19 protein-coding genes and 1 pseudogene are annotated in these 23,509 nt (G+C 73.5%); 13 read left to right on the plus strand and 7 right to left on the minus strand.

All coding sequences use genetic code 11. The annotated features are described in order from the left end of the window. Window positions 1-923: pseudogene (locus tag ACME2J_RS18230) on the minus strand (hypothetical protein); the annotation flags it as partial. Continuing rightward, a complete protein-coding gene (locus ACME2J_RS18235; protein WP_495546368.1) occupies window positions 914-1,237 on the minus strand; it encodes an NADH-quinone oxidoreductase subunit A in 324 nt (107 codons plus the stop codon). The pseudogene ACME2J_RS18230 and the gene ACME2J_RS18235, both read right to left, overlap by 10 nt. Before the next feature lie 204 nt (window positions 1,238-1,441). Here ACME2J_RS18235 and ACME2J_RS18240 point away from each other — a divergent pair, with 204 nt between their 5' ends. The 13 genes from ACME2J_RS18240 (at window position 1,442) to ACME2J_RS18300 (ending at window position 17,117) form a co-directional block, all read left to right on the plus strand. Then, complete coding sequence (locus ACME2J_RS18240; RefSeq protein ID WP_495546369.1) at window positions 1,442-3,220, plus strand: DUF3556 domain-containing protein; 1,779 nt, start codon at window positions 1,442-1,444, stop codon at window positions 3,218-3,220. After that, the gene (locus tag ACME2J_RS18245) at window positions 3,217-4,656 is read left to right on the plus strand and encodes a phytoene desaturase family protein (protein ID WP_495546370.1); all 1,440 of its coding nucleotides are present in this window, start codon (window positions 3,217-3,219) and stop codon (window positions 4,654-4,656) included. Before ACME2J_RS18240 ends, ACME2J_RS18245 begins: the two co-directional genes overlap by 4 nt. Window positions 4,657-4,666: 10 nt before the next feature. Then, window positions 4,667-6,013, plus strand: coding sequence for a cytochrome P450 (locus ACME2J_RS18250; protein WP_495546371.1), 1,347 nt, complete (start codon window positions 4,667-4,669; stop codon window positions 6,011-6,013). Window positions 6,014-6,024: 11 nt separating this feature from the next. Continuing rightward, complete coding sequence (locus ACME2J_RS18255) at window positions 6,025-7,356, plus strand: adenylate/guanylate cyclase domain-containing protein (protein ID WP_495546372.1); 1,332 nt, start codon at window positions 6,025-6,027, stop codon at window positions 7,354-7,356. A 240-nt stretch (window positions 7,357-7,596) separates the two neighbouring features. Beyond that, complete coding sequence (gene tig, locus ACME2J_RS18260; RefSeq protein ID WP_495546373.1) at window positions 7,597-8,949, plus strand: trigger factor; 1,353 nt, start codon at window positions 7,597-7,599, stop codon at window positions 8,947-8,949. A gap of 191 nt (window positions 8,950-9,140) precedes the next feature. Further along, the gene (gene clpP, locus ACME2J_RS18265) at window positions 9,141-9,725 is read left to right on the plus strand and encodes an ATP-dependent Clp endopeptidase proteolytic subunit ClpP (protein ID WP_495546374.1); all 585 of its coding nucleotides are present in this window, start codon (window positions 9,141-9,143) and stop codon (window positions 9,723-9,725) included. A gap of 33 nt (window positions 9,726-9,758) precedes the next feature. After that, entirely contained in the window at window positions 9,759-11,036 is a 1,278-nt protein-coding gene (clpX, locus tag ACME2J_RS18270; protein ID WP_495546375.1) for an ATP-dependent Clp protease ATP-binding subunit ClpX, read from the plus strand. A gap of 16 nt (window positions 11,037-11,052) precedes the next feature. Then, complete coding sequence (locus ACME2J_RS18275) at window positions 11,053-11,313, plus strand: hypothetical protein (protein ID WP_495546376.1); 261 nt, start codon at window positions 11,053-11,055, stop codon at window positions 11,311-11,313. A 58-nt stretch (window positions 11,314-11,371) separates the two neighbouring features. After that, window positions 11,372-13,987: a valine--tRNA ligase gene (locus tag ACME2J_RS18280; RefSeq protein WP_495546377.1), complete on the plus strand. Its 2,616-nt coding sequence runs from the start codon at window positions 11,372-11,374 to the stop codon at window positions 13,985-13,987. Between the two features lie 2 nt (window positions 13,988-13,989). Then, complete coding sequence (locus tag ACME2J_RS18285; RefSeq protein WP_495546378.1) at window positions 13,990-15,219, plus strand: bifunctional folylpolyglutamate synthase/dihydrofolate synthase; 1,230 nt, start codon at window positions 13,990-13,992, stop codon at window positions 15,217-15,219. Between the two features lie 329 nt (window positions 15,220-15,548). After that, window positions 15,549-16,061 (plus strand): double zinc ribbon domain-containing protein, encoded by a 513-nt coding sequence (locus ACME2J_RS18290; protein ID WP_495546379.1) that lies wholly within the window; start codon window positions 15,549-15,551, stop codon window positions 16,059-16,061. A gap of 28 nt (window positions 16,062-16,089) precedes the next feature. After that, complete coding sequence (gene ndk, locus ACME2J_RS18295) at window positions 16,090-16,494, plus strand: nucleoside-diphosphate kinase (protein WP_495546380.1); 405 nt, start codon at window positions 16,090-16,092, stop codon at window positions 16,492-16,494. Then, window positions 16,491-17,117: a Maf family protein gene (locus tag ACME2J_RS18300; protein ID WP_495546381.1), complete on the plus strand. Its 627-nt coding sequence runs from the start codon at window positions 16,491-16,493 to the stop codon at window positions 17,115-17,117. Before ndk ends, ACME2J_RS18300 begins: the two co-directional genes overlap by 4 nt. Here ACME2J_RS18300 and ACME2J_RS18305 read toward each other — a convergent pair. The 5 genes from ACME2J_RS18305 to ACME2J_RS18325 form a co-directional block, all read right to left on the minus strand. Further along, the gene (locus ACME2J_RS18305; RefSeq protein WP_495546382.1) at window positions 17,048-18,079 is read right to left on the minus strand and encodes an LLM class flavin-dependent oxidoreductase; all 1,032 of its coding nucleotides are present in this window, start codon (window positions 18,077-18,079) and stop codon (window positions 17,048-17,050) included. The genes ACME2J_RS18300 and ACME2J_RS18305 overlap by 70 nt on opposite strands. A 49-nt stretch (window positions 18,080-18,128) precedes the next feature. Beyond that, window positions 18,129-19,274, minus strand: a complete 1,146-nt coding sequence (locus tag ACME2J_RS18310) for an acyl-CoA dehydrogenase family protein (protein WP_495546383.1) — start codon at window positions 19,272-19,274, stop codon at window positions 18,129-18,131. Window positions 19,275-19,408: 134 nt separating this feature from the next. Continuing rightward, window positions 19,409-20,689 carry a PucR family transcriptional regulator gene (locus tag ACME2J_RS18315; RefSeq protein ID WP_495546384.1) on the minus strand — a complete coding sequence of 427 codons (1,281 nt, stop codon included), beginning with the start codon at window positions 20,687-20,689 and terminating at the stop codon, window positions 19,409-19,411. A 95-nt stretch (window positions 20,690-20,784) separates the two neighbouring features. Beyond that, window positions 20,785-21,849 (minus strand): TIGR03617 family F420-dependent LLM class oxidoreductase, encoded by a 1,065-nt coding sequence (locus ACME2J_RS18320; protein WP_495546385.1) that lies wholly within the window; start codon window positions 21,847-21,849, stop codon window positions 20,785-20,787. 102 nt (window positions 21,850-21,951) lie between these two features. Next, on the minus strand, window positions 21,952-23,229 hold the full coding sequence (locus ACME2J_RS18325; protein ID WP_495546386.1) for a PucR family transcriptional regulator: 1,278 nt from the start codon (window positions 23,227-23,229) through the stop codon (window positions 21,952-21,954). Window positions 23,230-23,509: the final 280 nt, after the last annotated feature.

Here is a 23,509-nt window from a genome sequence, read left to right on the forward strand (position 1 = left end):
GCCTCGTCGGCCCACACGACGCCGAGACCGTCGGTCCGCGCCCCGAGCCGCCGGCTCGAGGCGAGCTCGCGGGCGAGCGCGTCGACGGAGGAGGCGATCGCGCGGAGGCGCGCCGCGACGGGCTCGGGGGAGGGTGACGGGACGTCGGGGGCGGCGTGCGCCGCCGGCAGCACGTGACGGGCGCGGGCGGCCTCGACGAGGAGCGCGTGCACACGCTCGGTGAGCGTCGCCCAGCCGAGGAGCGCCGCGAAGCGCCCCAGCCAGGCGAGATGGTCGACCGCCCGCTCGCACGCGATCGCGGCGGCACGCGACGCGTGCTCCGTCTCGCGGGGCGCGACGCCCGTCGCGCGCTCGCGCGCGGCGCGCTCGGCGACGGTCCAGGCGACGGCGGAGAGGGGATCGGGGAGGTCGTCGCCGCCCGCGACGAGGAGAGGGCGCACGCGCGCCGACTCGACGACGTCGCCGTCGAGCGTCGCGTCGAGGACGAGCCCGCCCGGCAGCGCGGGGCCGAGCGGCCCCGAGCGGATGTCGAGGCGCTCCATGACGAGGCCGTCGGCGCTCGGCTCGCCCGTGATCGCCATGGGATCCTCGTCGTCGGCCTCCTCGGCGTCGCCGTCCTCCTCCTCGTCCCCGTCGCCGCCGCCCTCGCGGTCCGCCTGCGCCGCGGCGAGCGCCTCCGCCGCCGGGAGGCCGGGGATCGGCGAGTCGTACGTGCGCACCTCCACGTCCCCGAGGTCGGCGAGGAGCGCCTGCACCGGGCCGGCGAGGCCCGCCGGGAGCCTCTCGGGCACGAGGACGACGCCGGCCGCCCGCGCGTCGGGGGTCACGTCCTCGTCGGCGGCGTCGGGGCTGCGGAGCGCGAGCCACGTCACCGGATCCGGCACGACGAAGGCGCCCGGCGCCGTCGCCCTCCTCAGGACCACTCGAGCGCCCCCTCGCGCCACGCGTAGAGGATCCCGAGCCCGAGCACGGTGAGGAAGAAGCCGATCTCCGCGAACGCGAACCAGCCGAGGTCGCGGAAGACCGCGGCCCACGGATACATGTAGGCCATCTCCATGTCGAAGGCGATGAAGAGGAGCGCGAACGTGTAGTAGCGGACGTGGAACCGGGGCCAAGCAGGCGCGGGCCCTTCGCCGGGAGCGCGGACGCCGCGACGCAGCGCGACGAGGCCGTAGGCGGCGGCCACGAGGCCCGCGCTGAGCGCGAGGAGGACGAAGAGCAGCGTGATGGCGTGCATGCGGGTGCGGCTCTCGGCTACCCGGTCGGCGGACGGCAGAACCGCTGACGAGGACGCGCGCCGCCCTGTGCTCGGCCACAAACCCCGGGTCGCGCCTTTGTCGTCGCGCCTGTGCCCGGCCCGGCGCTGCTGCGTCACGATCGCGCTCGACAGTCGAGGGTGCGCGTCGTGCGCGCTCGACCAACAGGGAGGGAGAACTTCGAGATGGGATTCATCAACCCGGCACCAGTGCCGTTCGACGTCGAGGAGTGGAAGGAGAAACCGCACCTCGAGAGGGTGAAGCCGATCGCCCAGGACTGGGCGGCGAACGGCTTCGGGACGCCCTACGCGATCCACGTCCTCTACATCGTCAAGCTCGTCCTCTTCACCCTCGGCGCCTACTGGATCATCGGCGCGACGTCGGGGCTCGAGGGCGGACTCTCCGACTGGTGGACCGAGCCCATCGTCTGGCAGAAGCTCGTCGTCTACATGATCGTCTACGAGATGATCGGCCTGGGCTCGAGCTCGATGCCGCTCAGCTTCCGCTTCCTCCCGCCGATCGGCTGCATCACCCACTGGGCGCGCCCCGGCACGATCCGGCTCCCTCCGTGGCCCGGCAAGGTCCCGCTCACGGCCGGCAACCGCCGCAACATCATCGACGTCGCGCTCTACCTCGGCGTCCTCGGCCTCGGCATCGCGCTCCTGTTCTCGAGCGGTGACGCGGTCGCAGGCACCGCCGCCGGGAAGCTCGACACGACGCTCATCGCGGTCATGCTCGGCTGCTGGGCGCTCCTCGGCTTCCGCGACAAGGTCTCGTTCCTCTGCGGCCGGCCGGAGATCTACGGGCTCCTGCTCGTCGTCTTCCTCTTCCCGATCGAGAACCTCATCATCGCGTCGCAGCTCGTCCTCATCGCCGTGTGGTTCGGCGCCGCGAGCTCGAAGCTCAACCACCACTTCCCGAGCGTCGTCGCGGTCATGGTCTCCAACACGCCGTGGAACCGCTCGAAGACGATCAAGAAGCGCCTCTACCGCAACTGGCCGGAGGACCTCCGCGCCTCGCGCGAGGCGGCGTACTTCGCGAATCTCGGCACGGTCATCGAGTACGCGTTCCCGCTCCTGCTCCTCTTCTCGCAGGGCGGGACGATCGGGACGATCGCCGTCGCGGCGATGATCGTCTTCCACGTCCACATCACGTCGACGTTCCCGCTCGCCGTCCCGCTCGAGTGGAACCTCTTCATGATCTTCGGGCTCCTCTTCCTCTTCGGCGAGTACGGCGACGTCGCCTGGTCGACGCTCGACTCGATGCCGCTCCTCGGCATCATCCTCGCCGTCGGCGTCGCGTTCCCGATCCTCGGGAACATGCGGCCGGACCTCGTCTCGTTCCTGCCCTCGATGCGGTACTACGCGGGCAACTGGGCGACGAGCCAGTGGCTGTTCCGCCGGGACACCCAGGCCGAGGAGCGCTTCGACGCGACGGTGAAGAAGAGCTCGCCGCTCGTCGCCAAGCAGCTCGCGACCCTCTACGACGAGGACACGGCGGAGATCTTCCTCACGAAGGCGCTCGCCTTCCGGGCGATGCATCCGCACGGCCGCGCGCTCAACGGCCTGCTCCCGCACGCCGCGCAGGACGGCGACGTCGAGGCCTACAAGGTGCGCGAGGGCGAGTTCCTCACCGGCGCGACCGTCGGCTGGAACTTCGGCGACGGCCACTTCCACAACGAGCAGCTCCTCGCCGCCGTCCAGGAGCAGATGCACTACGAGCCCGGTGAGCTGCGAATCATCTGCCTCGAGTCCCAGCCGATCCAGGTGCAGGAGCAGCGCTACCGCATCTACGACGCGGCGGAGGGCCTCCTCGAGGAGGGCGTCGTGAAGGTGAGGGACATGATCGAGCGCCAGCCGTGGCTCGACCTCACCTACGAGTTCCCGGTCCAGGTGACGTACTCGCGCGAGGGCAGGTCCGACTCCGCGGCGGAGGCGGCCGACCGGGCGCCGACGCCCGCTTGACCGCGACCGCCTTCGTCGTCGGGTCCGGTCCCAACGGACTCGCCGGCGCCGTCGCCCTCGCCCGAGCCGGGCTGAGGGTGACGGTGCTGGAGGCGGCGGACACGATCGGCGGAGGCACGCGGACCTCGGAGCTCACGCTCCCCGGTCTGCTCCACGACCACTGCTCGGCGATCCACCCCATGGGGGCGGTGTCGCCGTTCCTGCGCTCGCTCGGCCTCGAGCGCCACGGCCTCGAGTGGTGCCGCTTCGAGGTCGACTGCGCCCAGCCGCTCGACGACGGCACCGCGGGGGTCCTGCGGCGGTCGATCGACGACACGGCGGCGGGGCTCGGTCCCGACGGCCGGAGGTGGAAGGCGGTCTTCGGGCGGCCGTCGGCCGGCTTCGAGGAGCTCAACGAGGACCTCGTAGAGCCCGTCCTCCACGTTCCGCGGCACCCGCTGCGGCTCACGCGCTTCGGGATCCCCGCCGCGCTCCCGGCGGCCGTCCTCGGCCGCCTCTTCCGCACCCCGCAGGCACGAGCGCTGTTCGGGGGCGTCGCCGCGCACGCGCTCGCCCCCTTCCACGCGCCGATGAGCTCGGCGGTCGGCATGGCGCTCATCACGGCCTGCCACCACGGCGGGTGGCCGGTCGCCAAGGGCGGCTCGCGAGCGATCACCGACGCCCTCGCCGCCGACCTCGCGGAGCACGGCGGCGCGATCGAGACCGGCCGCCGGGTGACCGCGCTCGACGAGCTCTCCGGCGCGGACGTCGTCCTCCTCGATCTCGCGCCGTCGGCGGTCGCCGACATCGCGGGCGATCGCCTGCCCGCGCGGGTCGCGCGCGCCTACCGGCGCTACCGCCACGGGCCCGGCGCCTTCAAGGTCGACCTCGCCGTCGAGGGCGGCGTCCCGTGGACGAACGCCGACGTCCGCAAGGCGGGGACCGTCCACGCCGTCGGCTCGTTCGAGGAGCTCGCGCACGCCGAGCGCGAGATCAACCGCGGGCGGATGCCGGAGCGTCCCTGCGTCCTCGTCGCCCAGCAGCACGTCGCCGATCCGTCGCGCTCGGCGGGTGACGTCCATCCGGTGTGGGCCTACGCCCACGTGCCGAGCGGCTACGACGGCGACGCGACCGAGGCGCTCCTCGACCAGATCGAGCGGTTCGCCCCGGGCCTGCGCGACCGCATCGTCGCGACCGTGACGCGCGGGACGACGGCCTGGGAGGACTACAACCCGAACTACCTCGGCGGCGACATCATCACCGGCGCGAACACCGCGTGGCAGATCGCCTTCCGCCCGCGCCTCGCGCTCGACCCGTACGCGACGGGCATCCCGGGCGTCTGCATCTGCTCGGCCGCGACGCCCCCCGGGGCGGGCGTCCATGGCATGGGCGGGCACAACGCGGCGCGCTCGGCGCTGCGCCAGCTCGAGCGCGGGCCGGTGCGCGGCGCGCGCTAGCCTCCGGCGCGTGACCCTCCCGCCCGGCCCCCGCGGACCCTCCCCGTGGACGACGGCGCGGTTCGCGCACCGTCCGCTCGACGCGCTGCTGGGCTGGCACGCCCGCTACGGCGACGTCTTCACCGTCCGGTTCACGGGCTTCGGGACCGGCGTCTACGTCGCCGACCCCGACGCGATCCGCGAGCTCATGACCGGCGACCAGTCCGATCTCCTCGCCGGCGAGGCGAACGCGTTCCTCGCACCGGTGCTCGGCGAGCGCTCCGTGCTCGTCCTCGACGGGCCGGAGCACCTCCGCCAGCGCCGCCTGCTGCTCCCGCCGTTCCAGGGCTCGCGCGTGCGCGGCTTCCGCGAGGTCATCGGCGACGTCGCCGAGCGCGAGGTGTCCACGTGGCGGCCGGGGAGCGAGATCGTCGTCCGCGAGCGGATGCGCGCGCTCACGTTCGAGGTCATCGCCCGCCTCGTCTTCGGCGTCACCGCGCCCGATCGCGTGGCGCGGCTGCAGCGCGCGCTCGGCGCCGTCCTCGACGCCTCGAGCCTCCTCCTCGTCCCTGGCTGGATCCGGCGCGACCTCGGGCCGCGCAGCCCGTGGGGGAGGATGGTGCGGCGCCTGCGGGTCGCCGACGCCCTCCTGCACGAGGAGATCCGGCGCCGGCGCGGCGAGGACCTCGAGGGGCGCGAGGACGTCCTGTCGCTCCTCCTGCGGGCGCGGGACGAGGAGGGCCGCGCTCTCACCGATGCCGAGCTGCGCGACGAGCTCATGACGATGCTCGCCGCGGGCCACGAGACGACGGCGACCGCGCTCGCCTTCGCCGTCGAGCTGCTGCTGCGCCACCCCGCCGAGCTCGCCCGCCTCCGCGAGAGCCTCGACGGGCCCGAGGCCGACGCGCGCCTCGACGCCGTCGGCCACGAGACCCTCAGGCTGCGGCCGGTCATCGACGCCGCGGAGCGGACGCTGACGCGCCCCCGCACGGTCGCGGGCCACCGGCTCGACGCCGGCGTGAAGGTCTACCCGGCGATCGCGCTCGTCCACCGTCGCGCCGACCTCTACCCCGACCCGTCGACGTTCCGGCCGGACCGGTTCCTCGAGGGCGAGGCCGAGTCGTACGCCTGGCTGCCGTTCGGCGGCGGGATCCGCCGCTGCATCGGCGCGTCGCTCGCGCAGGCCGAGCTCGCCGAGGTGCTGCGCGTCGTCGTCGCGCGCACCGATCTCGAGGCGGTCTCCGCACGTCCCGACCCGGTCGTGCTGCGCGGGATCACGCTCGCACCGCGCGACGGCGTGCGCGTGCGCGTCCTGGCGGTCCGGCCCCCGGCGGCCGCCGCGCGGGAGCGGCTCGGCGCGCCCGCGGGCGCGGGGTAGCATCGCCCTCGGTGGAGGACACGGGCCCACGGTATGCGCGCAGCGCCGACGAGACGACGATCGCCTATCGCGTCCTCGGGGACGGCCCGCACGATCTCGTCTTCCTCCCGGGGCTCATCTCGCACGTCGAGGTCATCACCGAGTCCCCACTCGTCCAGCGCTTCGTCGAGCGCCTCACGGACTTCGGCCGGGTCGTGCTCATCGACCGGCGCGGCCTCGGCATGTCCGACCCGGCCGCGCCCGACGTCCCGCTCGAGGCGGAGATCGCCGACGTGCTCGCGGTCCTCGATGCGATCGACAGCGACCGCGCGGTCATGCTCGGCTACGCCGCGGGCGGCCCGCTCTGCGTCCAGACCGCCGTCGCGCATCCCGAGCGCGTCAGCGCGCTCGTCCTCTACGCCTGCATGTACCGGACGCTCGCCGACGAGGGATATGAGTGGGCGCAGACCGACGCGGAGCGCGACGAGCAGGCCCAGGACGTGCTCGGGCGCTGGGGGACGGGCGTCAACGTCGAGCGCATCGCACCGAGCCTCGCCGAGGACGAGCGCCTGCGGGCCTGGCTCGGCCGCCTCGAGCGCTCCTCCGCGAGCCCGGGGCGCTTCCGCGACGCGCTCACCCGCTTCCAGCGTGCCGACGTCCGCGACCTCCTCGAGCACGTGCGCGTCCCCGCGCTGCTCGTCCACCGCACGGGCGACCGCCTCATCGACATCCGCCACTCGCGCTTCGCCGCCGACCGGATCTACGGCGCCCGCCTCGTCGAGCTGCCGGGCATCGACTCGCTCCCGGCCGCCGGTGACGCCGAGGCGCTCGTCGGCGAGATCGAGGAGTTCCTCACCGGAGGCCGGACGGGACGCGCGCACCGCGAGCTGCTCACCGTCCTCTTCACCGACGTCGTCGAGGCGACGCCGACCGCCGCCCGGCTCGGTGACGCCCGCTGGCGCGACCTCCTCGCCGAGCACGACGCGGCGACGCGGCGCGAGCTCGGCCGCCACGGCGGGCGCGAGGTGAAGACGACGGGCGACGGCTTCCTCGCGGTGTTCGAAGGCCCGCCCTCGCACGCGGTCCGCTGCGCGGACGCGATCGTCGAGGCGACGCGCGGCCTCGGCGTCCCGATCCGCGCCGGCCTGCACACCGGGGAGTGCGAGCGCATCGGCGGCGACGTCGGCGGGATGGCCGTGCACATCGCCGCCCGGGTCGGCGCGCTCGCGAGCGCGGGCGAGGTGCTCGTGTCCGGGACGACCTACGGGACCGTCGTCGGCTCGGGCCTGCGGTTCGAGGACCGCGGCTTCCGGTCGCTCAAGGGCGTCCCCGGCGAGTGGCCGCTCTTCGCGCTGCAGCGCTGAGCCGCGGGCGTGCGCCCTCCGCGCGTCGGCGGCGCGCGGCCGCCGTCCCGAGGCGCACGGCGAGCGTGGACCAGTCGGCGACCCCGGCGTAGAGGTGGCCCAGCGGCCCGGTGAGGACCCGGGCGAGGACGCGCTCGGCGGGGGAGAGGGGGTGGGCGCGGGGCATCGGCGACCGCGACGATACGGCGCGGGGGTCCGCACCGCGCCGCGAGGGCCAAAGCGACTACCGTTCGCTGTTCAATGGCCGCCAGCACCGACACCGTCACCGCCACCGTCACCGAGCTGCCCGAGAGCCGGGTGAAGATCGAGGCGCAGGTCCCGGCCGGGGAGATCACCCGGCGGATCGAGCAGACCGCCCGCAAGCTCGGCAAGGACTTCCGGATCCCCGGCTTCCGCAAGGGGAAGGTGCCGCCCGCGCTCGTCGTGAAGCAGCTCGGGCGCGAGACGGTCCTCGACGAGACGGTGCGCGACTCGCTCACACGGTGGTACCTCGCGGCGCTCGACGCCTCGGGCGTCGTGCCGGTCGGCGACCCGTCGATCGACCTCGGCGACCTCCCGGGCGAGGGCGAGGACCTCGCGTTCACGATCGAGATCGGCGTGCGCCCGACCGCGACGCTCGGCACCTACAAGGGCGTCGAGGCCCCGAAGCGCGACGCCAAGCCGACCGACGAGCAGATCGACGCGGAGGTCGAGCAGCTCCGTGAGCGCATGGCGCGCCTCGAGACCGTGGAGCGCGCGGCCCAGCAGGGCGACTTCGTCGTCATGGACTACGAGGGCAAGGTCGACGGCGAGCTCTTCGAGGGCGGAGCCGGCCGCGACCAGATGGTCGAGCTCGGCTCGGGCCAGCTCATCCCCGGCTTCGAGGACGGCCTCGTCGGCGCGACCGCCGGTGAGGAGCGGACGATCGAGGTGACGTTCCCCGAGGACTACCAGGCCGAGCACCTCGCCGGGAAGCCCGCCGAGTTCGCCATCACGGTGAAGGAGGTGAAGGCGAAGGAGCTCCCCGAGATCGACGACGACTTCGCCTCCGACGCCGCCGGGTTCGACACGCTCACCGAGCTGCGCGAGGACATCGCGCGGAAGCTCGCCGAGGGCGCCGAGCAGCGGGTCGAGAACGAGTTCCGCGAGGCGGCGCTCGACGCGGTCGTCGCCGAGGCGACCGTCGAGGTGCCCGAGCCGCTCGTCGAGGCCCGTGCGAAGGAGCTCTTCGAGCGCATGATGCACTCGCTCTCGCACCAGGGGATCTCGAAGGAGATCTACCTCCAGATCTCGGGCAAGTCCGAGGAGGACTCGATCGCCGAGACCAAGCCGGACGCCGAGCAGGGCCTCAAGCGCGAGGCCGTCATCGCGGCGATCGTCGAGGCCGAGTCGATCGAGCCGTCCGACGGCGACGTGCTCGACGCGCTCCAGGAGCCGGCGGCGCAGCAGAACACGACGCCCGAGAAGCTCCGCAAGCAGATCGAGAAGCAGGGCCGCATCGGGGACCTCAAGGAGGACCTCGCTCAGCGTCAGGCGCTCGACCTCGTCGTCGAGCACGCGACCGCCGTCCCCGCTCCGGCGGAGGAGCCGGCGGGCGACGACGCGGGCGAGTAGCAGGCGGGGCGGACGCCGCACCGCGTCCGCCCGGTCGCCGACGGCGCTCTCAAGACCCGGGCCGCCGCGCCGACGACAGGCCCGAGGGGCGACGGACGGCCGTTGCTAGGCTAGCCCGACCTCGCCGGCTGATCGAGTTCCGACGGCCGCGGGAGGAATCCGGCGTCTCGAGCGAAACAGAAGCGAGGAACATGAGTCCCCTGGTCCCGATGGTCGTCGAGCAGACGTCGCGCGGAGAGCGCGCGTTCGACATCTACAGCCGCCTCCTCAGCGAGCGGATCATCTTCCTCGGCACGCCCGTCGACGACCAGATCGCGAACCTCATCGTCGCGCAGCTCCTCCACCTCGAGAGCGAGGATCCCGAGAAGGACATCTCGCTCTACATCAACTCGCCGGGCGGCTCGGTCTACGCGGGCCTCGCGATCTACGACACGATGCAGTTCATCAAGCCCGACGTGCAGACCATCTGCGTCGGGATCGCGATGTCGATGGGCGCGCTCCTCCTCTCGGGCGGCGCGCCGGGCAAGCGCATGGCGCTGCCGAACGCGAAGGTCCTCATCCACCAGGTCTCCTCGGGGTTCCAGGGCCAGGCGTCGGACATCGAGATCCACGCGAAGGAGGTCATCGAGCTCCGCGCGAAGCTCGACGAGATCATCGCGAAGCACTCCGGCCAGGACATCGCGAAGGTGAAGGCCGATACCGAGCGCGACTACTTCATGTCCTCGGAAGAGGCCAAGGAGTACGGCATCATTGACCGGGTGATCGCCGAGCACTAGCCGGCGACGCGGCGACGGACAGGAGAAGGCACCATGGCTCGTCCGACCGACTCGAACGAACAGCTCCTCTGCAGCTTCTGCGGGAAGTCGCAGCGGCAGGTGAAGAAGCTCATCGCCGGGCCGGGCGTCTACATCTGCGACGAGTGCATCGACCTCTGCAACGAGATCATCGACGAGGAGCTCACCGCTCCTCCGTCGTTCGACCTCGACAACCTCCCGAAGCCGAAGGAGATCTACTCGGTCCTCGACGACTACGTCGTCGGGCAGGACGAGGCGAAGCGCGCGCTGTCCGTGGCGGTGTACAACCACTACAAGCGCGTGCAGATGATGCAGTCGTCCGACGCGGACATCGAGCTGCAGAAGTCGAACATCCTGCTCCTCGGGCCGACCGGCTGCGGCAAGACGCTCCTCGCGCAGACGCTCGCGCGGATCCTCAACGTCCCGTTCGCGATCGCCGACGCGACCGCGCTCACGGAGGCCGGGTACGTCGGCGAGGACGTCGAGAACATCCTGCTGAAGCTCATCCAGGCCGCCGACTACGACGTGAAGAAGGCGGAGACCGGGATCATCTACATCGACGAGGTCGACAAGATCGCCCGGAAGGCCGACAACCCGTCGATCACGCGCGACGTCTCCGGCGAGGGCGTGCAGCAGGCGCTCCTCAAGATCCTCGAGGGCACGACCGCCTCCGTGCCGCCGCAGGGCGGGCGCAAGCACCCGCACCAGGAGTTCCTGTCCATCGACACGACGAACGTCCTCTTCATCTGCGGCGGAGCGTTCGCGAACCTCGACAAGGTCATCGAGCAGCGGATCGGCAACAAGGGCGTCGGCTTCGGCGCGTCGATGGAGCGCGCCGAGCGCGGTGAGGACGGCGACATCTTCGCCCGGTGCCTCCCCGAGGACCTCGTGAACTACGGGCTCATCCCCGAGTTCATCGGCCGCCTCCCGGTGATGAGCGCCGTCCACCAGCTCAGCCGCGACGACCTCATCACGATCCTCACCGAGCCGCGCAACGCGCTCGTCAAGCAGTTCCAGCGCTTCTTCTCGTTCGACGGCATCGAGCTCGTCTTCTCCGACGACGCGCTCAACGCGGTCGCCGACAAGGCGCTCGAGCGCGAGACGGGCGCCCGCGGCCTGCGCTCGATCATCGAGGAGACGCTCCTCGACGTGCAGTTCGAGCTCCCCTCGCGGCGCGACGTGAAGAAGTGCGTCGTCACCCGCGAGACGATCGAGACCGGGCGCGCACCGACCCTCGTCACCGAGGCCGCGCCGTCCGACGAGGACGCTCCGCCGGCCGCCGAGTCGGCGTAGCCGCGACCTCGGCCCGATGCCGAAGCTCCGGCGCCTGCGGTCCATCCCCTGGATCGTCGTCGCGCAGGCCGGTCTCGCCGCCAACGCGCGCTGGAAGACCCTGGCACCCGCCGACCGCGACCGCCTGCTGCGACTGCTGCGCAAGTCGCGCGGCCGGCCCGCCAACCTCAGCCGTCGCGAGCAGGACGAGGTGAAGCTCCTCCTCGGCCGCCTCGACCTCTCCGGCCTCGCGCGCGAGCTCGCGCCGTTCGTCCGCGGCGGGCGCCGGCGCCGGTAGCACCGAGCGCCCGCGGGCGCGCGGACGGCGCGCGTGCGCACGTAGACTCCGCGCCTCGATGAGCGACCTCGAGGACCGGACCCGCTACGAGCCCGCCGAGGCGGAGCCGCGCATCGCGCGCCGCTGGCTCGACTCGCACCTCCACCACCCCGAGCCCGAGGGGACCGCCGAGGAGAACTACTCGATCGCGATCCCGCCGCCGAACGTCACGGGGGCGCTCCACATGGGCCACGCGCTCAACGGCGCGATCCAGGACGCGCTCGTGCGCTGGCACCGCATGCGGGGCCGCCGCGCGAAGTGGATCCTCGGCACCGACCACGCGGGCATCGCCACGCAGACCCAGGTCGAGAAGCTCCTGCGCAGCGAGGGGACGAGCCGGGAGGAGGTCGGCCGCGAGGAGTTCACGCGCCGCGTGTGGGAGTGGCGCGAGAAGTACGGCGGGACGATCATCGGCCAGTACGAGCGGCTCGGCGCGTCGTGCGACTACGACGACGAGCGCTTCACGCTCGACGAGGGCTACGCGCGCGCCGTCCTCGAGGTCTTCGCCGCGCTCTACGAGGACGGCCTCATCTACCGCGACCACTACATGGTCAACTGGGACCCCGGCTCGCGGTCGGCGATCAGCGACCTCGAGGTCGAGGAGCGCGAGGTCACCGACACGCTCTACGAGATCGCCTACCCGCTCTCCGACGGCTCCGGCGAGGTCGCCGTCGCGACGGTCCGCCCGGAGACGATGCTCGCGGACACGGCGGTCGCCGTGAATCCGGAGGACGAGCGCTTCGCCCATCTCATCGGCCGCACGGTGACGCTCCCGCTCGTCGGCCGCGAGCTCGAGGTCATCGCCGACGAGTACGTGAAGACGGACTTCGGGACCGGCTGCCTCAAGATCACGCCGGGCCACGACCCCAACGACTTCGAGATCGGTCGCCGCCACGGGCTCGAGGAGATCGTCGTCATCGACGAGGAGGGCCGGATGACCGGCGACGCCGGCGCGTTCGCCGGGCTCCCGGTCCTCGAGGCGCGCGACCGCGTCGTCGCCGCCCTCGAGGAGCAGGGCCTCCTGCGCGGACAGGAGCCCTACGCGCACACGGTGCCCTTCTCGCACCGCTCCGGCGAGCGGATCGAGCCGCTCATCTCGCTGCAGTGGTTCATGCGGATGGACGAGCTCGCGCGGCCCGCGATCGACGCCGTCCGCGACGGCCGCGTCCGGATCCACCCCGAGTCGCAGGCCCGCCGGTACGTCGAGTGGCTGGAGAACATCCGGCCGTGGTGCATCAGCCGCCAGCTGTGGTGGGGGCACCAGCTGCCGGTCTGGTACCGCGACGAGGAGACCTTCGTCGGCATGGAGGCCCCGGAGGGTGAGGGGTGGACGCGCGACCCCGACGTCCTCGACACGTGGTTCAGCTCGGCGCTGTGGCCGTTCGCGACGCTCGGGTGGCCGGACGAGGACGACGCCCGTCTCCAGGCGTTCTACCCGACGGACGTCCTCTCGACGGCGCGCGACATCCTCTTCCTCTGGGTCGCGCGGATGGTGATGATGGGCCTGCGGTTCCGCGGCGACGTGCCGTTCCGCGACGTCTACATCCACTCGGTCATCCAGGCGCCCGACGGGCGCCGGATGAGCAAGTCCCTCGGCACGGGCATCGACCCGCTGGACCTCATCGCGGGCGGGCCCCGGCCGCCGGTGTTCGCGCCGAAGGAGGGCGCCGACGCGGGCGAGTTCCCCGCCTACGGCGCCGACGCGCTGCGCTTCGGGCTCCTGGCGATGAGCTCGACCCAGGACGTGCGCTTCAGCGAGGAGCGCGTCCAGCAGGGCCAGCAGCTTGCGAACAAGCTCTTCAACGCCTCGCGCTTCGTCCTCCTGCGGCTGCGCTCGAGCGGCGTCGAGGCGACGCCCGCCGCGCGCCCGACGGCGGTCGAGGACCGCTGGATCCTCTCCCGCCTCACGGCGTTCCAGGAGGACACCGCCGCCCTCCTCGCCGACTTCGACTTCTCGAAGGCGGCGCTCGGCCTCTACGACTTCGTCTACGGCGAGCTGTGCGACTGGTACGTCGAGCTCGTGAAGGCGCGCGAGGTCGACGAGGACCTCGCCGCGACGCTCCTCCACGTCCTCCGCGAGACCCTCGCGACCGCGCACCCGTTCATCCCGTTCGTCACCGAGGAGCTGTGGTCGCACCTGCCCGGCACGGACGGCACGCTCCTCGCGGCGACGCAGGTGGCGCCCGCCGACCCGTCGCTGCGCGATCCCGCCGCTGAGGAGGCCCTCGGGGCCGTGATCGAGTCCGTCCAGGCGCTGCGCGGCTTCCGCGACGGCGCCGGCGTCCGGCCGGGCGCGACGATCCCGGCGCGGCTGAGGGCGCCGCTCGACGAGGGGCCCGCCGCGCTCGTCGCGCGGCTCGCCCGCGTCGAGTGGGTCGCCGACGGCGAGGCGGCGGCGACGGTGCCGGTCCCGGGCGGGCTCGTCGAGGTGCTCGCGAGCGAGGACGTCGATCCCGCGGAGCAGGCGCGCAAGCGGGACGACCGGATCGCCGTCGTGCGCAAGGAGATCGCGCGGGCCGAGGGCAAGCTCGCCAACGACGGCTTCGTCGCGAAGGCTCCCGCCGAGGTCGTCGAGGCCGAGCGGTCGAAGCTCGAGCGCCTCGGCGAGGAGCTGCGGGAGCTGGAGAGCGCGTAGCGGTGGGCGACGCCGACCGCTGGATCCTCGCGCTCGAGAACGCGGGGATCCGCCCCGGGCTGCACCGCATGCGCGCCGTGCTCGCGGCGCTCGGGCTCGGCGAGGACGCGGCGGGGCCGCCGACCGTCCACGTGGCGGGGACGAACGGGAAGTCGTCGACGACGCTGCTGTGCGCCGCGATGCTCGGCGCGGCCGGCCTGCGGACGGGCGCCTACGTGAGCCCGCACGTCGCGACGTTCGCCGACCGCGTGAGGATCGCCGGGGAGCCGCTCGACGAGGGGACGTTCGCCGCGTGCGCCGAGGAGGTCCGGCGCGCGGCCGACCGCCTCGAGGACGGGCCCGGCCAGTTCGAGGTCCTCACCGCGATCGCCCTCGTCGCCTTCGATCGCGCGCCCGTCGGCGCGAGGGTCCTCGAGTGCGGGCTCGGTGGCCGGCTCGACGCGACGAACGCCGTGCGCACCGACGTGCAGGTGCTCACGAGCGTCGGCCTCGATCATCAGGCGTGGCTGGGGGAGACGCTCGAGGAGATCGCGGCGGAGAAGCTCGCGATCGTCGAGGAGGGCGGCACCCTCGTCGTCGGGCCGGGACTCCCCGGCGTCGCCGCCGACATGGCCCGCGCGACCGTCGCGCAGCGTGGTGCCCGGCTCGTCGAGGCCCGGCCGGTCCCGCCGCACGACGCCCCGGGCACGCCGGCGTTCCAGCGCGCGAACCTCGGGACGGCCCTCGCGGCGACGCGGGCGCTGCTCGGTGACGCGGCCCCGGGCGACGGCGAGCTCCTGCGCGCGGCGGGGGCGCTGCTGCCGCTGCGCGGCCGGCTCGAGCCGATCGCCCGCGAGCCGCTCACCGTCGTCGACGCCGCGCACAACGCCCAGGCGGTCGAGGCCCTCCTCGGTGACCTCGACGGCGTCGTCGGTCGTCGCGAGGTCGTCGCGGTCGTCGCGCTCCTCGACGACAAGGACCCCGCGACGATCCTCGAGCCGCTCGCCGCACGCTGCTCGCGCATCGTCGCGACGCGGACCCGCAACCCGCGGTCGCTGTCGGCCGAGGCCGTGGCTGCCGCGGCGGCCCGAGCCGGGGCCGGTGAGGTCGAGGCCGTCGACGACCCCTCCGCGGCGGTCGCCCGCGCCCGTGTCCTCGCCGGGGCCGGCGGGGCCGTCCTCGTCACCGGCACGACCTCGCTCGTCCGCGACCTGGAGGGCGGGAGCGGAGCCTCGACCCGCTCCCGCTTCTGACCCGCCCCCGCCGAGGCGTGTCGGAATGACACCGGCGGCCGGGCCCGTTCCGACGCACCTCGTCGCGGGACGTGTCCCGGTACGCTGCGGTCAGATGGATCCCGACGGACCCTCAGTGTTCGCGATGATCGCCGCCGTCGCGATCCTCGTCGCGCTCGTCATCCTCGTGTTCTTCGGGATCGGATACGTGTTCGGACGCCAGTACCTGTAGGCGTGGACGCCGGATCCGGAGCCGGGAAGGGCGCTGGGCTCCGGGCGCCCGCGCGCCGTCGTGCAGGGGGCGCGGGGCTCACGGCGAACCTCGCCGGGTAGGCTTCCCCAGGATTTCCATGCCCGCGCCGCTCGCCATCTTCGGGATCGACCCTGGGCCGCTCAACACGGCGGTCCAGCTCCTCGTCCTCTTCCTCGTCGTCGTCTGGCTCGCCCTCGTGTACTACACGTACTCGGATGCGCGCCGGCGGATCGCCGATCCGATGCTCATCGGCTGCGCGACCGCGGCGGCGCTCTTCCCGTTCGTCGGGACGATCGTGTACATGATCGTCCGGCCTCCGGAGTACCTCGACGACGTGCGCGAGCGCGAGCTCGAGATGCAGGCGGCCGAGGCGCGGCTCCATCAGCTCAACTACTTCCTCTGCCCGCACTGCGACTACGAGGTCGAGAAGGACTTCCTCCGCTGCCCGTCGTGCCTGCGGAAGCTGAAGGACGCATGCCAGACGTGCGCGAAGCCCCTCGACCCCGAGTGGAAGCTCTGCCCGTACTGCGAGAGCGAGATCCCCGGCAAGACGCCGCGCCGCCGCCGGCGCCGGGAGACGGCGCAGCAGCAGCAGGCATCCGCACAGTAGCCCCCGACCCCCTCAAGGAGAGACGTCAATGGAGAGGACCCTCATCCTCGTCAAGCCCGACGCGTTCGCGCGCGGCCTCACCGGCGAGATCGTCGCCCGCTTCGAGCGCAAGGGCCTGACGATCGAGGCGCTCAAGCTCGTCCGCACCCCCCGCGAGACGGCCGAGACGCACTACGCCGAGCACAAGGAGCGCCCGTTCTTCGGGGAGCTCGTCGAGTTCATCACCTCCGGCCCGCTCGTCGCGATGGTCCTGTCCGGCACCGAGGCGATCAAGGCCGCCCGGCAGATCATCGGCGCGACGAACCCGATCGAGGCCGCCACGGGGTCCATCCGCGGGGACTACGCCCTCCTCGTCGGCGAGAACATGGTCCACGGCTCCGACTCCCCGGAGTCCGCCGAGCGCGAGATCGGCATCTGGTTCCCCGAGCTGTGAGCGACGGCGAGGAGGAGGAGGGCGCCGAGCCCGCCCCCGGTGCCGAGCCCGTCGTCGTCCTCGCCTCCGCCTCCCCGCAGCGCAGCGCGATCCTCACGCGCATCGGCGTCCCCTTCGTCGTCCTGCCCGCCGACGTGGACGAGCAGGAGACCGGCGTCCCCGTGGAGGTCGCCGCCCACAACGCCCTCATGAAGGCGCGGGCGATCGCGCGGGTCCCCACGCCCGACGGGCGCCCGGTGGAGCTGCCGGTCCTGGGCGTCGACACCGTCGTCGCCCTCGACGGGCGGATCCACGGCAAGCCCGCCGACGAGGAGGCGGCGCGGGAGACGCTGCGCGCGCTCTCGGGCCGCACCCACTCCGTCGTGAGCGGGCTCGCGCTCATCGACACCGACGGCCACGAGCACATCGAGACCGCGACGACGCGCGTCACGTTCCGGGACCTCGACAGCCGCCTCATCGACTGGTCGGTCGCGACCGGCGAGTGGCGCGGGCGCGCCGGGGGGTACGCGATCCAGGAGTCGGGCGGCGCGCTGGTGCGCTCGATCGACGGCGACTACTCCAACGTCGTCGGGCTCCCGCTCGCGCTGCTCCTCGACATCTGGCCCGGGCTGATCGCGGGCTGAGCAGCGCCCTCCTCGTGGGGGCCGGCGTGCGCGTGGATCCGGGCGCGCACCTCTGCGAGCCGGTCGATCTGGGTCGCCGCGTCCCGGCCGGCCGGGACGAAGGCCACGCCGTCGACGCCCGCCGCGAAGAGCTCCGCGACGTGCTCGGCGACGTCGTCGGCGCCCCCGAGCGCGGTGTAGCGCTCGACCTTCTCGAACGGCATCGAGTACTGGCCCGCCATGAACGCCTCGACCTCGCGGCGGCCGCGCGACCTGTCGTCGTCGACGTGCGCGAAGAGGAGGACGTTGCGGGCCGGCGCGGGGCGGCCGTGCTCGGCGGCGAGCTCGCCGATGAGCGCGCCGTCACCGGCGATCTCCGAGGGCGTCCGCCACACCGACAGCCAGCCGTCGGCGACGCGCGCCACGCGCTCGAGCGCCTTGCGCGAGCGCCCGCCGACGACGATCGGCGGCATCCGCTCGGGCACGGGCTCGAGCATGCGGCAGCTGACGGGGAAGCGGTGGTCGGGCTCGTCGACCGCCTCGCCCCGCAGGAGCCGCGTGACGACGTCGATGGCGCGGTCCACGCGGCGGCCGCGCTCCTGGTGCGGGACCCCGGCGGCGGCGAACTCCGCGGGGTTCTCGCCGCCGACCCCGATCCCGAGGACGACCCGACCGGGGGCGAACGCGTCGATCGTCGCCACCTGCTTCGCGATCCAGGCCGGCGGGCGCAGCGCGGCGAGCATGACCCCGAACCCGAGACGCACGCGCTCGGTCCTGGCGGCGAGCGCGGCCATCGTGCACGCGGATTCGAGAACGGGCGCGTGGAACTGCAGGTGGTCGCCGAGCCACACGGAGTCGAAGCCGCACTCCTCGGCCTGGACGCCGAGGTCGAGGACGGGGGGCGAGACGCGGAAGGCGTCGATGTTCGGGACCATGACGCCGATGCCGGCGAGGCCCGGGGCGAGGTTGGGCGGGGTGCTCACGAGGTTTCTCCAGGTTGACGGTGTCGACGGTTCACTGGGCCCTGCGAGGCTACGGCGCGTAGGCCCGTCCGAGGAGCTCGCGCGCCGCGACGAGCTTCGCGACCTGCGCGGTGCCGTCGCCGATCTCGAGCCCGATCGTGTCGCGCATGCGGCGGCCGGGCGAGACCTCCTCGCTGTAGCCGGTGTGGCCGAAGGTGAGGAGGGCCTGGTGGATCGCCTCGGTCGACTGCTTCGGCGCCCACCACTTCGCCATGCTCGCCTCGAGGGCGTGGGGCAGGCCCCGGTCCTTGCGCCAGAGCGCCTCGTAGCAGAGGAGGCGCGCGCCGCGGATGAGGGTGAGCTGCTCGACGAGCGGGAACGCGATGCCCTGATGGCGGCTGATCGGCTCGCCGAACGCGATGCGCTCGCGGCTGTAGTCGAGGGCCTCGTCGAGGGCGCCGCGTGCGCAGCCGAGGCACATGAGGCCGATGAGCGCGCGCGAGTAGTCGAATCCCTGCATGCACCGGATGAAGCCCTCTCCGACGCCGCCGACGACGGAGGTGGCGGGCGCGAGGTGGCCGTCGAACGCGAGCGAGGCCCGGCCGATCGAGCGGCTGCCGAGGTCGCGGAAGGCCGAGCGCTGGACGTGGCGGTCGTCGAGGTCGACGTAGAACGCCGTGATGCCGCGAGCGCCGTCGTCGCTCGTGCGCGCGAACACGAGGGCGGTGTCGGCCTGCATCCCGAAGCTGATCGAGGTCTTCTCGCCCGTGAGCCGCCAGTCGTCGCCGTCGCGCTCGGCGCGCATCGAGAGCGCGGCGGCGTCGGACCCGTGGTCGGGCTCGGTGAGGCAGAACGCCGGCAGCGCGTCACCCGCGGCGATCGGCGGCAGCCACTCCGCGCCCTGCTCGGCCGAGGCGGCGTTCGTGAGGATCTCGCCGATGAGGGCGGGGAGGAGGATGACGTAGGCGGCGTTGAGGTCGACCTTGCTCAGCTCCTCGCACGCGAGCCCCGCCGTCACCGCGTCCGAGCCGGTGCCGCCGTGCTGCTCGGGGATCCGCAGCCCGGTGAGCCCGAGCTCGGCCATCTCGCCGACGATCTCGCGCCGGAAGCGCTCCAGGCGGTCGTCCTCGGCGCAGTGGGGCGCGATCCTGTCGTTCGCGTAGCGGGCGATCGACTCGGCGAACGCGTCCTGCTCGTCGGTGAAGCTGAAGTCCATGCCCGCATCTTCATCGTCCCGGCCGCGGCCGGTTCGGGGAAAACGACGGGCGCCGGCGCGGACCTTCGTCGCGACGACGAGGCGGCTGCCGGACCGACCGCGATGTCCTCGAGGTGCGGGGCCTCCGGCGCGGATCAGGAGCCCGTGCGGGCATCGAGCAGCGGCGAGAGCTCGACGGCGGCCCGGAGGCGCAGCGGGTCGGAGTCCTCCTGCCCGGCGAGGGTCGTCGCCCGCCGCACGCGGTAGGCCACCGTGTTCTGATGGAGGCCGAGGCGTCGTCCGGCGCGCACGTAGGACTGGCCCTCCTCGAGGAAGACCCGGAGGGTCTCGAGGAGCCGCCGGGAGGCGTCGTCCTCGGCGGCGAGCGGCCCGAGGACGCGCCGGGCGAGGTGCTGGGCGGCGTCGGGGTCCCGGGTGAGGAGGTCGGCGACCGCGACGTCCTCGTAGCGCGTCACCGTCGCCTCCCTGCACAGGAGGCGCGCGACCCGGCGGGCGCCGCTCGCCTCGGCGTGCGCCTCGCGGAAGCCCTGCGCGCCGGTCCCGGGCCCTCCGACGGCGACGCGCACCTCGCGGCCGGCGAGGAGCTCGGCGATCCCCGAGGCCTCGTCGGGGCCGCAGCCCGCGCGCGCGACCCACGCGTGGAGGAGGTGCGGCGAGACCCGGTGGAGGAGGGGGCGGCTGGCGCCGTCGGGCGCGAGGACCTCCGCGACCGCGAGAGCGACGTCCTCGAGGTCGGCGACCGGACCCGCGGGCGCGTCGTCCTCCGCCCAGACGTGGAACGCGTGGAGGGGGCGCTCGATGTCGTAGCCGAGGCGGAGGCTCGCGAGGCGTGCGTCGGAGATCTCGCCCTCGAGCAGCCCCTCGATCGTCTCGACGCGGAAGGCGTGCTCGCCGCGCACGACGCGCTCGTGCTCCTCCTCGTAGGCGGCGGAGAGCGGCGCGATGATCGCGTCCACCCAGATGAACGTGAACGCCGCCGTCGCCCTCAGGGCCTCGAGGAGCACGCCGGGGTCGTCGCCGACGGCGGAGAGCTCCTGGTGCCAGACGTCCCAGTAGCCCGACTGACCGAGCCGGAAGGTCCGCAGGACGGCGTCGACGGGCAGCCCGCTGCGCACGAGGCTCCGTGACCACTCGACGGCTTCGGGCGGCGGCGGGACGCTCCGCGGGTCGCTCCAGGAGCGCGTCATCGCCGAGAGCAGCGTCACGCAGCCCCGCGCGACGCCGACGAGTCCCTCGCGGACGTGCTCGCGGGCGCCGATCTCCGGCATCTCGTCGGCGATCCGGTCGACGAGCAGCTCGGCGAGCTCGTCGGTCCGCCAGGCGATGCGGGCGGCGACGACGGTGACGAGCTCCGCGCACGCCTCCGACCGCGGGGGGACGGAGCCATGCGGGAGGGGCGACGCGGCGACCTGCATGGCGCCACGATCGCAGATCGCACCAATCGGTGCAAAAAGACGCTGCGCGCACCCCCGCGCCCGGCCCGCCGGTCGCCGTCGGCGGGCGGGGGGCGCTACCGCACGGTCGTGGTCGGAGCGGCGACGGCCGCGGCGGCGGTCCGCATGAGGCCGTCCCACACGGCCTCGGAGGCGACGTCGGGCGGCGAGAGCGTGACGCTCGTCGTGATGCCCTCGAACCGCCGGCGGATCTCGGCCCCCGCCTCCTCGGGGCTCCCGACGACGGCGAAGGTCATGACGACCTCGTCGTCGACCGCGTCGACCATCTTCGCCCACTCGCCTCGGTGGGCGAGGTCGGCGAGCACCGGCTGGAGGTCGCCCCACCCGTGGACCTCGAGGACCGGGCGGTACGTCGCGGTCGAGGCGTAGAAGCCGATCTTGCGCTTCGCCTGCGCCATCGCCGTGGCGCGCTCCTCCTCGGTCTCGCCGGTGATCACCATGATCCGACCGTCGATCTGGAAGCCGTCGAGGTCGGTGAGACCGGCGCGCTCGCGACCGCGACGCAGCGCCGGAAGGGTGAGCTCCTCGAGCGAGCGGGGGGAGGACAGGGCGTGGCAGAGGAAGCCGTCGGCGACCTCGCCCGCGACCTCGGTCATCCGGGGCCCCACGGCGGCGAGCAGGATCGGGGGCGGACCGCAGGGGTTCGGGCCGGGATCGAAGACCGGGGTCATGATCGTGTGCGTGTAGAAGTCGCCGCGGAAGTCGAGCGGTTGCCCCGTGGCCCACGCGTCCCAGATCGCCCGCACGGCGTGGACGAACTCCCGCATGCGCGAGCCGGGCTTCGACCACGTCATCGAGTAGCGCCGCTCGATGTGCGCCTTCACCTGCGAGCCGAGGCCGAGGGCGAAGCGGCCTCCGCTCAGCATCTGGAGGTCGTTCGCCTGGACCGCGACGGTCATCGGGTTGCGGGCGAAGGCGACGGCGATCGAGGTGCCGACCATGAGGCGCTCGGTCCGCTCCACGGCGATGGCGGAGGCGAGGAACGGGTCGAATCGCGTCTCGGTCGCCCACCAGCCGTCGCAGCCGGCGCCCTCGCCGGCGACGGCGTGGCGCGCGGCCGCGTCCGCCGACTCCGGGTAGCCGCTCACGTTGACGCGCATCGTGCGGTCGGAAGGGGTCATGGGGAGATCATCGACCGCGGAGGCCGGGGTCCGTGCTGGAGATCCGACGACGTGCCGCCGCGCCCGCCGTCGTTTCCACGGGCGGGCGAGCGCGTGATGTGCTCAGCCGGGGGCGTCCTCGAGGAGCGGCGAGAGCTCGACGGCGGCCCGCAGCTCGAGGGGGTCTCCGTCGCCGTGACCCGTGAGCTCGAGAGCGCGGTGCACGCGGTACCCGATCGTGTTCTGGTGGATGCCGAGGCGGCGGGCGGCGCGCGCGTAGGACTGGCCCTCCTCGAGGAAGACCCGGAGCGTGTGCAGGAGGCGCCGCGAGTTCTCGTCGGGGTGCGCGAGCGGCCCGAGCACCCTCTTCGCGACCGCGCGCGCGGCGTCGGGATCGCGGGTGAGGAGATCGGTCACGGCGACGTCCTCGTAGCGCACGACCGGCGCGGAGGTCCGCAGCAGCCGGGCGACGCGGCGCGCAGCGAGCGCCTCCTCGTGCGAGGCGCGGAAGCCGACGGCCCCCGAGGCCGCACCGCCGACCCCGACGCGGACCCCGAGAGCGCGCGCCTTCTCCGCCGCGTCGTCGAGTTCGACCGCGCCCTCCTCGTGGCAGGCGGTCCAGCCGAACAGGAGCCGGGGGGACACGCCGTGGAGGAGCGGCCGAGCGCTCGGCGCGCCACCGAGAGACGGCGCGGCGGCGGCCGCGAGCTCCTCGAGGCGCTCGAGGGCCGGATCCTGCGGATCGTCCTCGGACCACACGACGAAGCCGATGAGCGGCCGGTCGATGTCGTAGCCGAGCCGCAGGCCCGCGACGCGCGCGTCGGCCAGCTCGCCGCAGAGAAGCGCGTCGATCGTCTCGACGCGGTGGGCGTGCGCGCCGCGCAGGCTCCGCTCGCGCTCGGCCTGGTAGGCGACGGCGAGCGGGGCCACGATCGCGTCGATCCACACGAACGTGAAGGCCGACGTCGCCCGCAGAGCCTCGAAGAGGACGTCGGGGTCCTCCTCCTCGGTGCACAGCTCCCGGTGCCAGACGTCGCGGTAGCCCGCCTGGCCGACGCGGAAGGCCTTGAGGATCGAGTCCATCGGGAGCCCGCGGCGCACGAGGCTCCTCGACCACTCGACGGCCTCGGGCGGCGGCGGGACGTTCCGCGGGTCGCTCCACGAGCGCGTCATCGCGGTGAGAAGCGTGAGGCACCCCCGCGCGACCCGGACGAGATCCTCGCGGACGTCGTCGCGTGCGCGGATCTCCGGCGCCTCCGCCGCGACGCGGTCGACGAGCTTCTCGGCGAGCTCGTCGGTCTCGGCGGCGACGCGATGGGCGACCTTCGTGATGAGCTCGACGCAGGGCGCGGACCGTGGCGGAACCGAGCCGAGCGGATGTTCGACGGCGCCGAGGCTCATGGGCGGACACTCGCAGATATCGGTCGTCCTCACGCCGGACGCGCGAGGACGGTTGGACGGGGTGTCGATTTTGCAGCGCTTTTCGCACGCTGCAAGGCAGCGCCCGCGGACGGCCGCGGAGCCGGGGGGCCGGGGGTGCTCCGCTACACTGAGCCGCACCCGCGGGCGCCGAGTCGGCGACTGTTCCCGCCGTCCCGTGCGGGCGGGCCTTCCTCACAATGGGCTTCTTCAGCTACCTCACCGGCTTCGGCGGCCGCGACATGGCCGTCGACCTCGGCAC

It is taken from the genome of Paraconexibacter sp., assembly GCF_059438195.1.

What these genes read in the sequence shown, in the direction of transcription:
- ACME2J_RS18235 (WP_495546368.1), bottom strand. Translation starts at nt 1,237, where the DNA reads ATGCACGCCATCACGCTGCTCTTCGTCCTCCTCGCGCTCAGCGCGGGC.
- ACME2J_RS18240 (WP_495546369.1), top strand. Translation starts at nt 1,442, where the DNA reads ATGGGATTCATCAACCCGGCACCAGTGCCGTTCGACGTCGAGGAGTGG.
- tig (WP_495546373.1), top strand. Translation starts at nt 7,597, where the DNA reads ATGGCCGCCAGCACCGACACCGTCACCGCCACCGTCACCGAGCTGCCC.
- clpP (WP_495546374.1), top strand. Translation starts at nt 9,141, where the DNA reads ATGAGTCCCCTGGTCCCGATGGTCGTCGAGCAGACGTCGCGCGGAGAG.
- clpX (WP_495546375.1), top strand. Translation starts at nt 9,759, where the DNA reads ATGGCTCGTCCGACCGACTCGAACGAACAGCTCCTCTGCAGCTTCTGC.
- ACME2J_RS18275 (WP_495546376.1), top strand. Translation starts at nt 11,053, where the DNA reads ATGCCGAAGCTCCGGCGCCTGCGGTCCATCCCCTGGATCGTCGTCGCG.
- ACME2J_RS18280 (WP_495546377.1), top strand. Translation starts at nt 11,372, where the DNA reads ATGAGCGACCTCGAGGACCGGACCCGCTACGAGCCCGCCGAGGCGGAG.
- ACME2J_RS18290 (WP_495546379.1), top strand. Translation starts at nt 15,549, where the DNA reads ATGCCCGCGCCGCTCGCCATCTTCGGGATCGACCCTGGGCCGCTCAAC.
- ndk (WP_495546380.1), top strand. Translation starts at nt 16,090, where the DNA reads ATGGAGAGGACCCTCATCCTCGTCAAGCCCGACGCGTTCGCGCGCGGC.
- ACME2J_RS18310 (WP_495546383.1), bottom strand. Translation starts at nt 19,274, where the DNA reads ATGGACTTCAGCTTCACCGACGAGCAGGACGCGTTCGCCGAGTCGATC.
- ACME2J_RS18315 (WP_495546384.1), bottom strand. Translation starts at nt 20,689, where the DNA reads ATGCAGGTCGCCGCGTCGCCCCTCCCGCATGGCTCCGTCCCCCCGCGG.
- ACME2J_RS18320 (WP_495546385.1), bottom strand. Translation starts at nt 21,849, where the DNA reads ATGACCCCTTCCGACCGCACGATGCGCGTCAACGTGAGCGGCTACCCG.
- ACME2J_RS18325 (WP_495546386.1), bottom strand. Translation starts at nt 23,229, where the DNA reads ATGAGCCTCGGCGCCGTCGAACATCCGCTCGGCTCGGTTCCGCCACGG.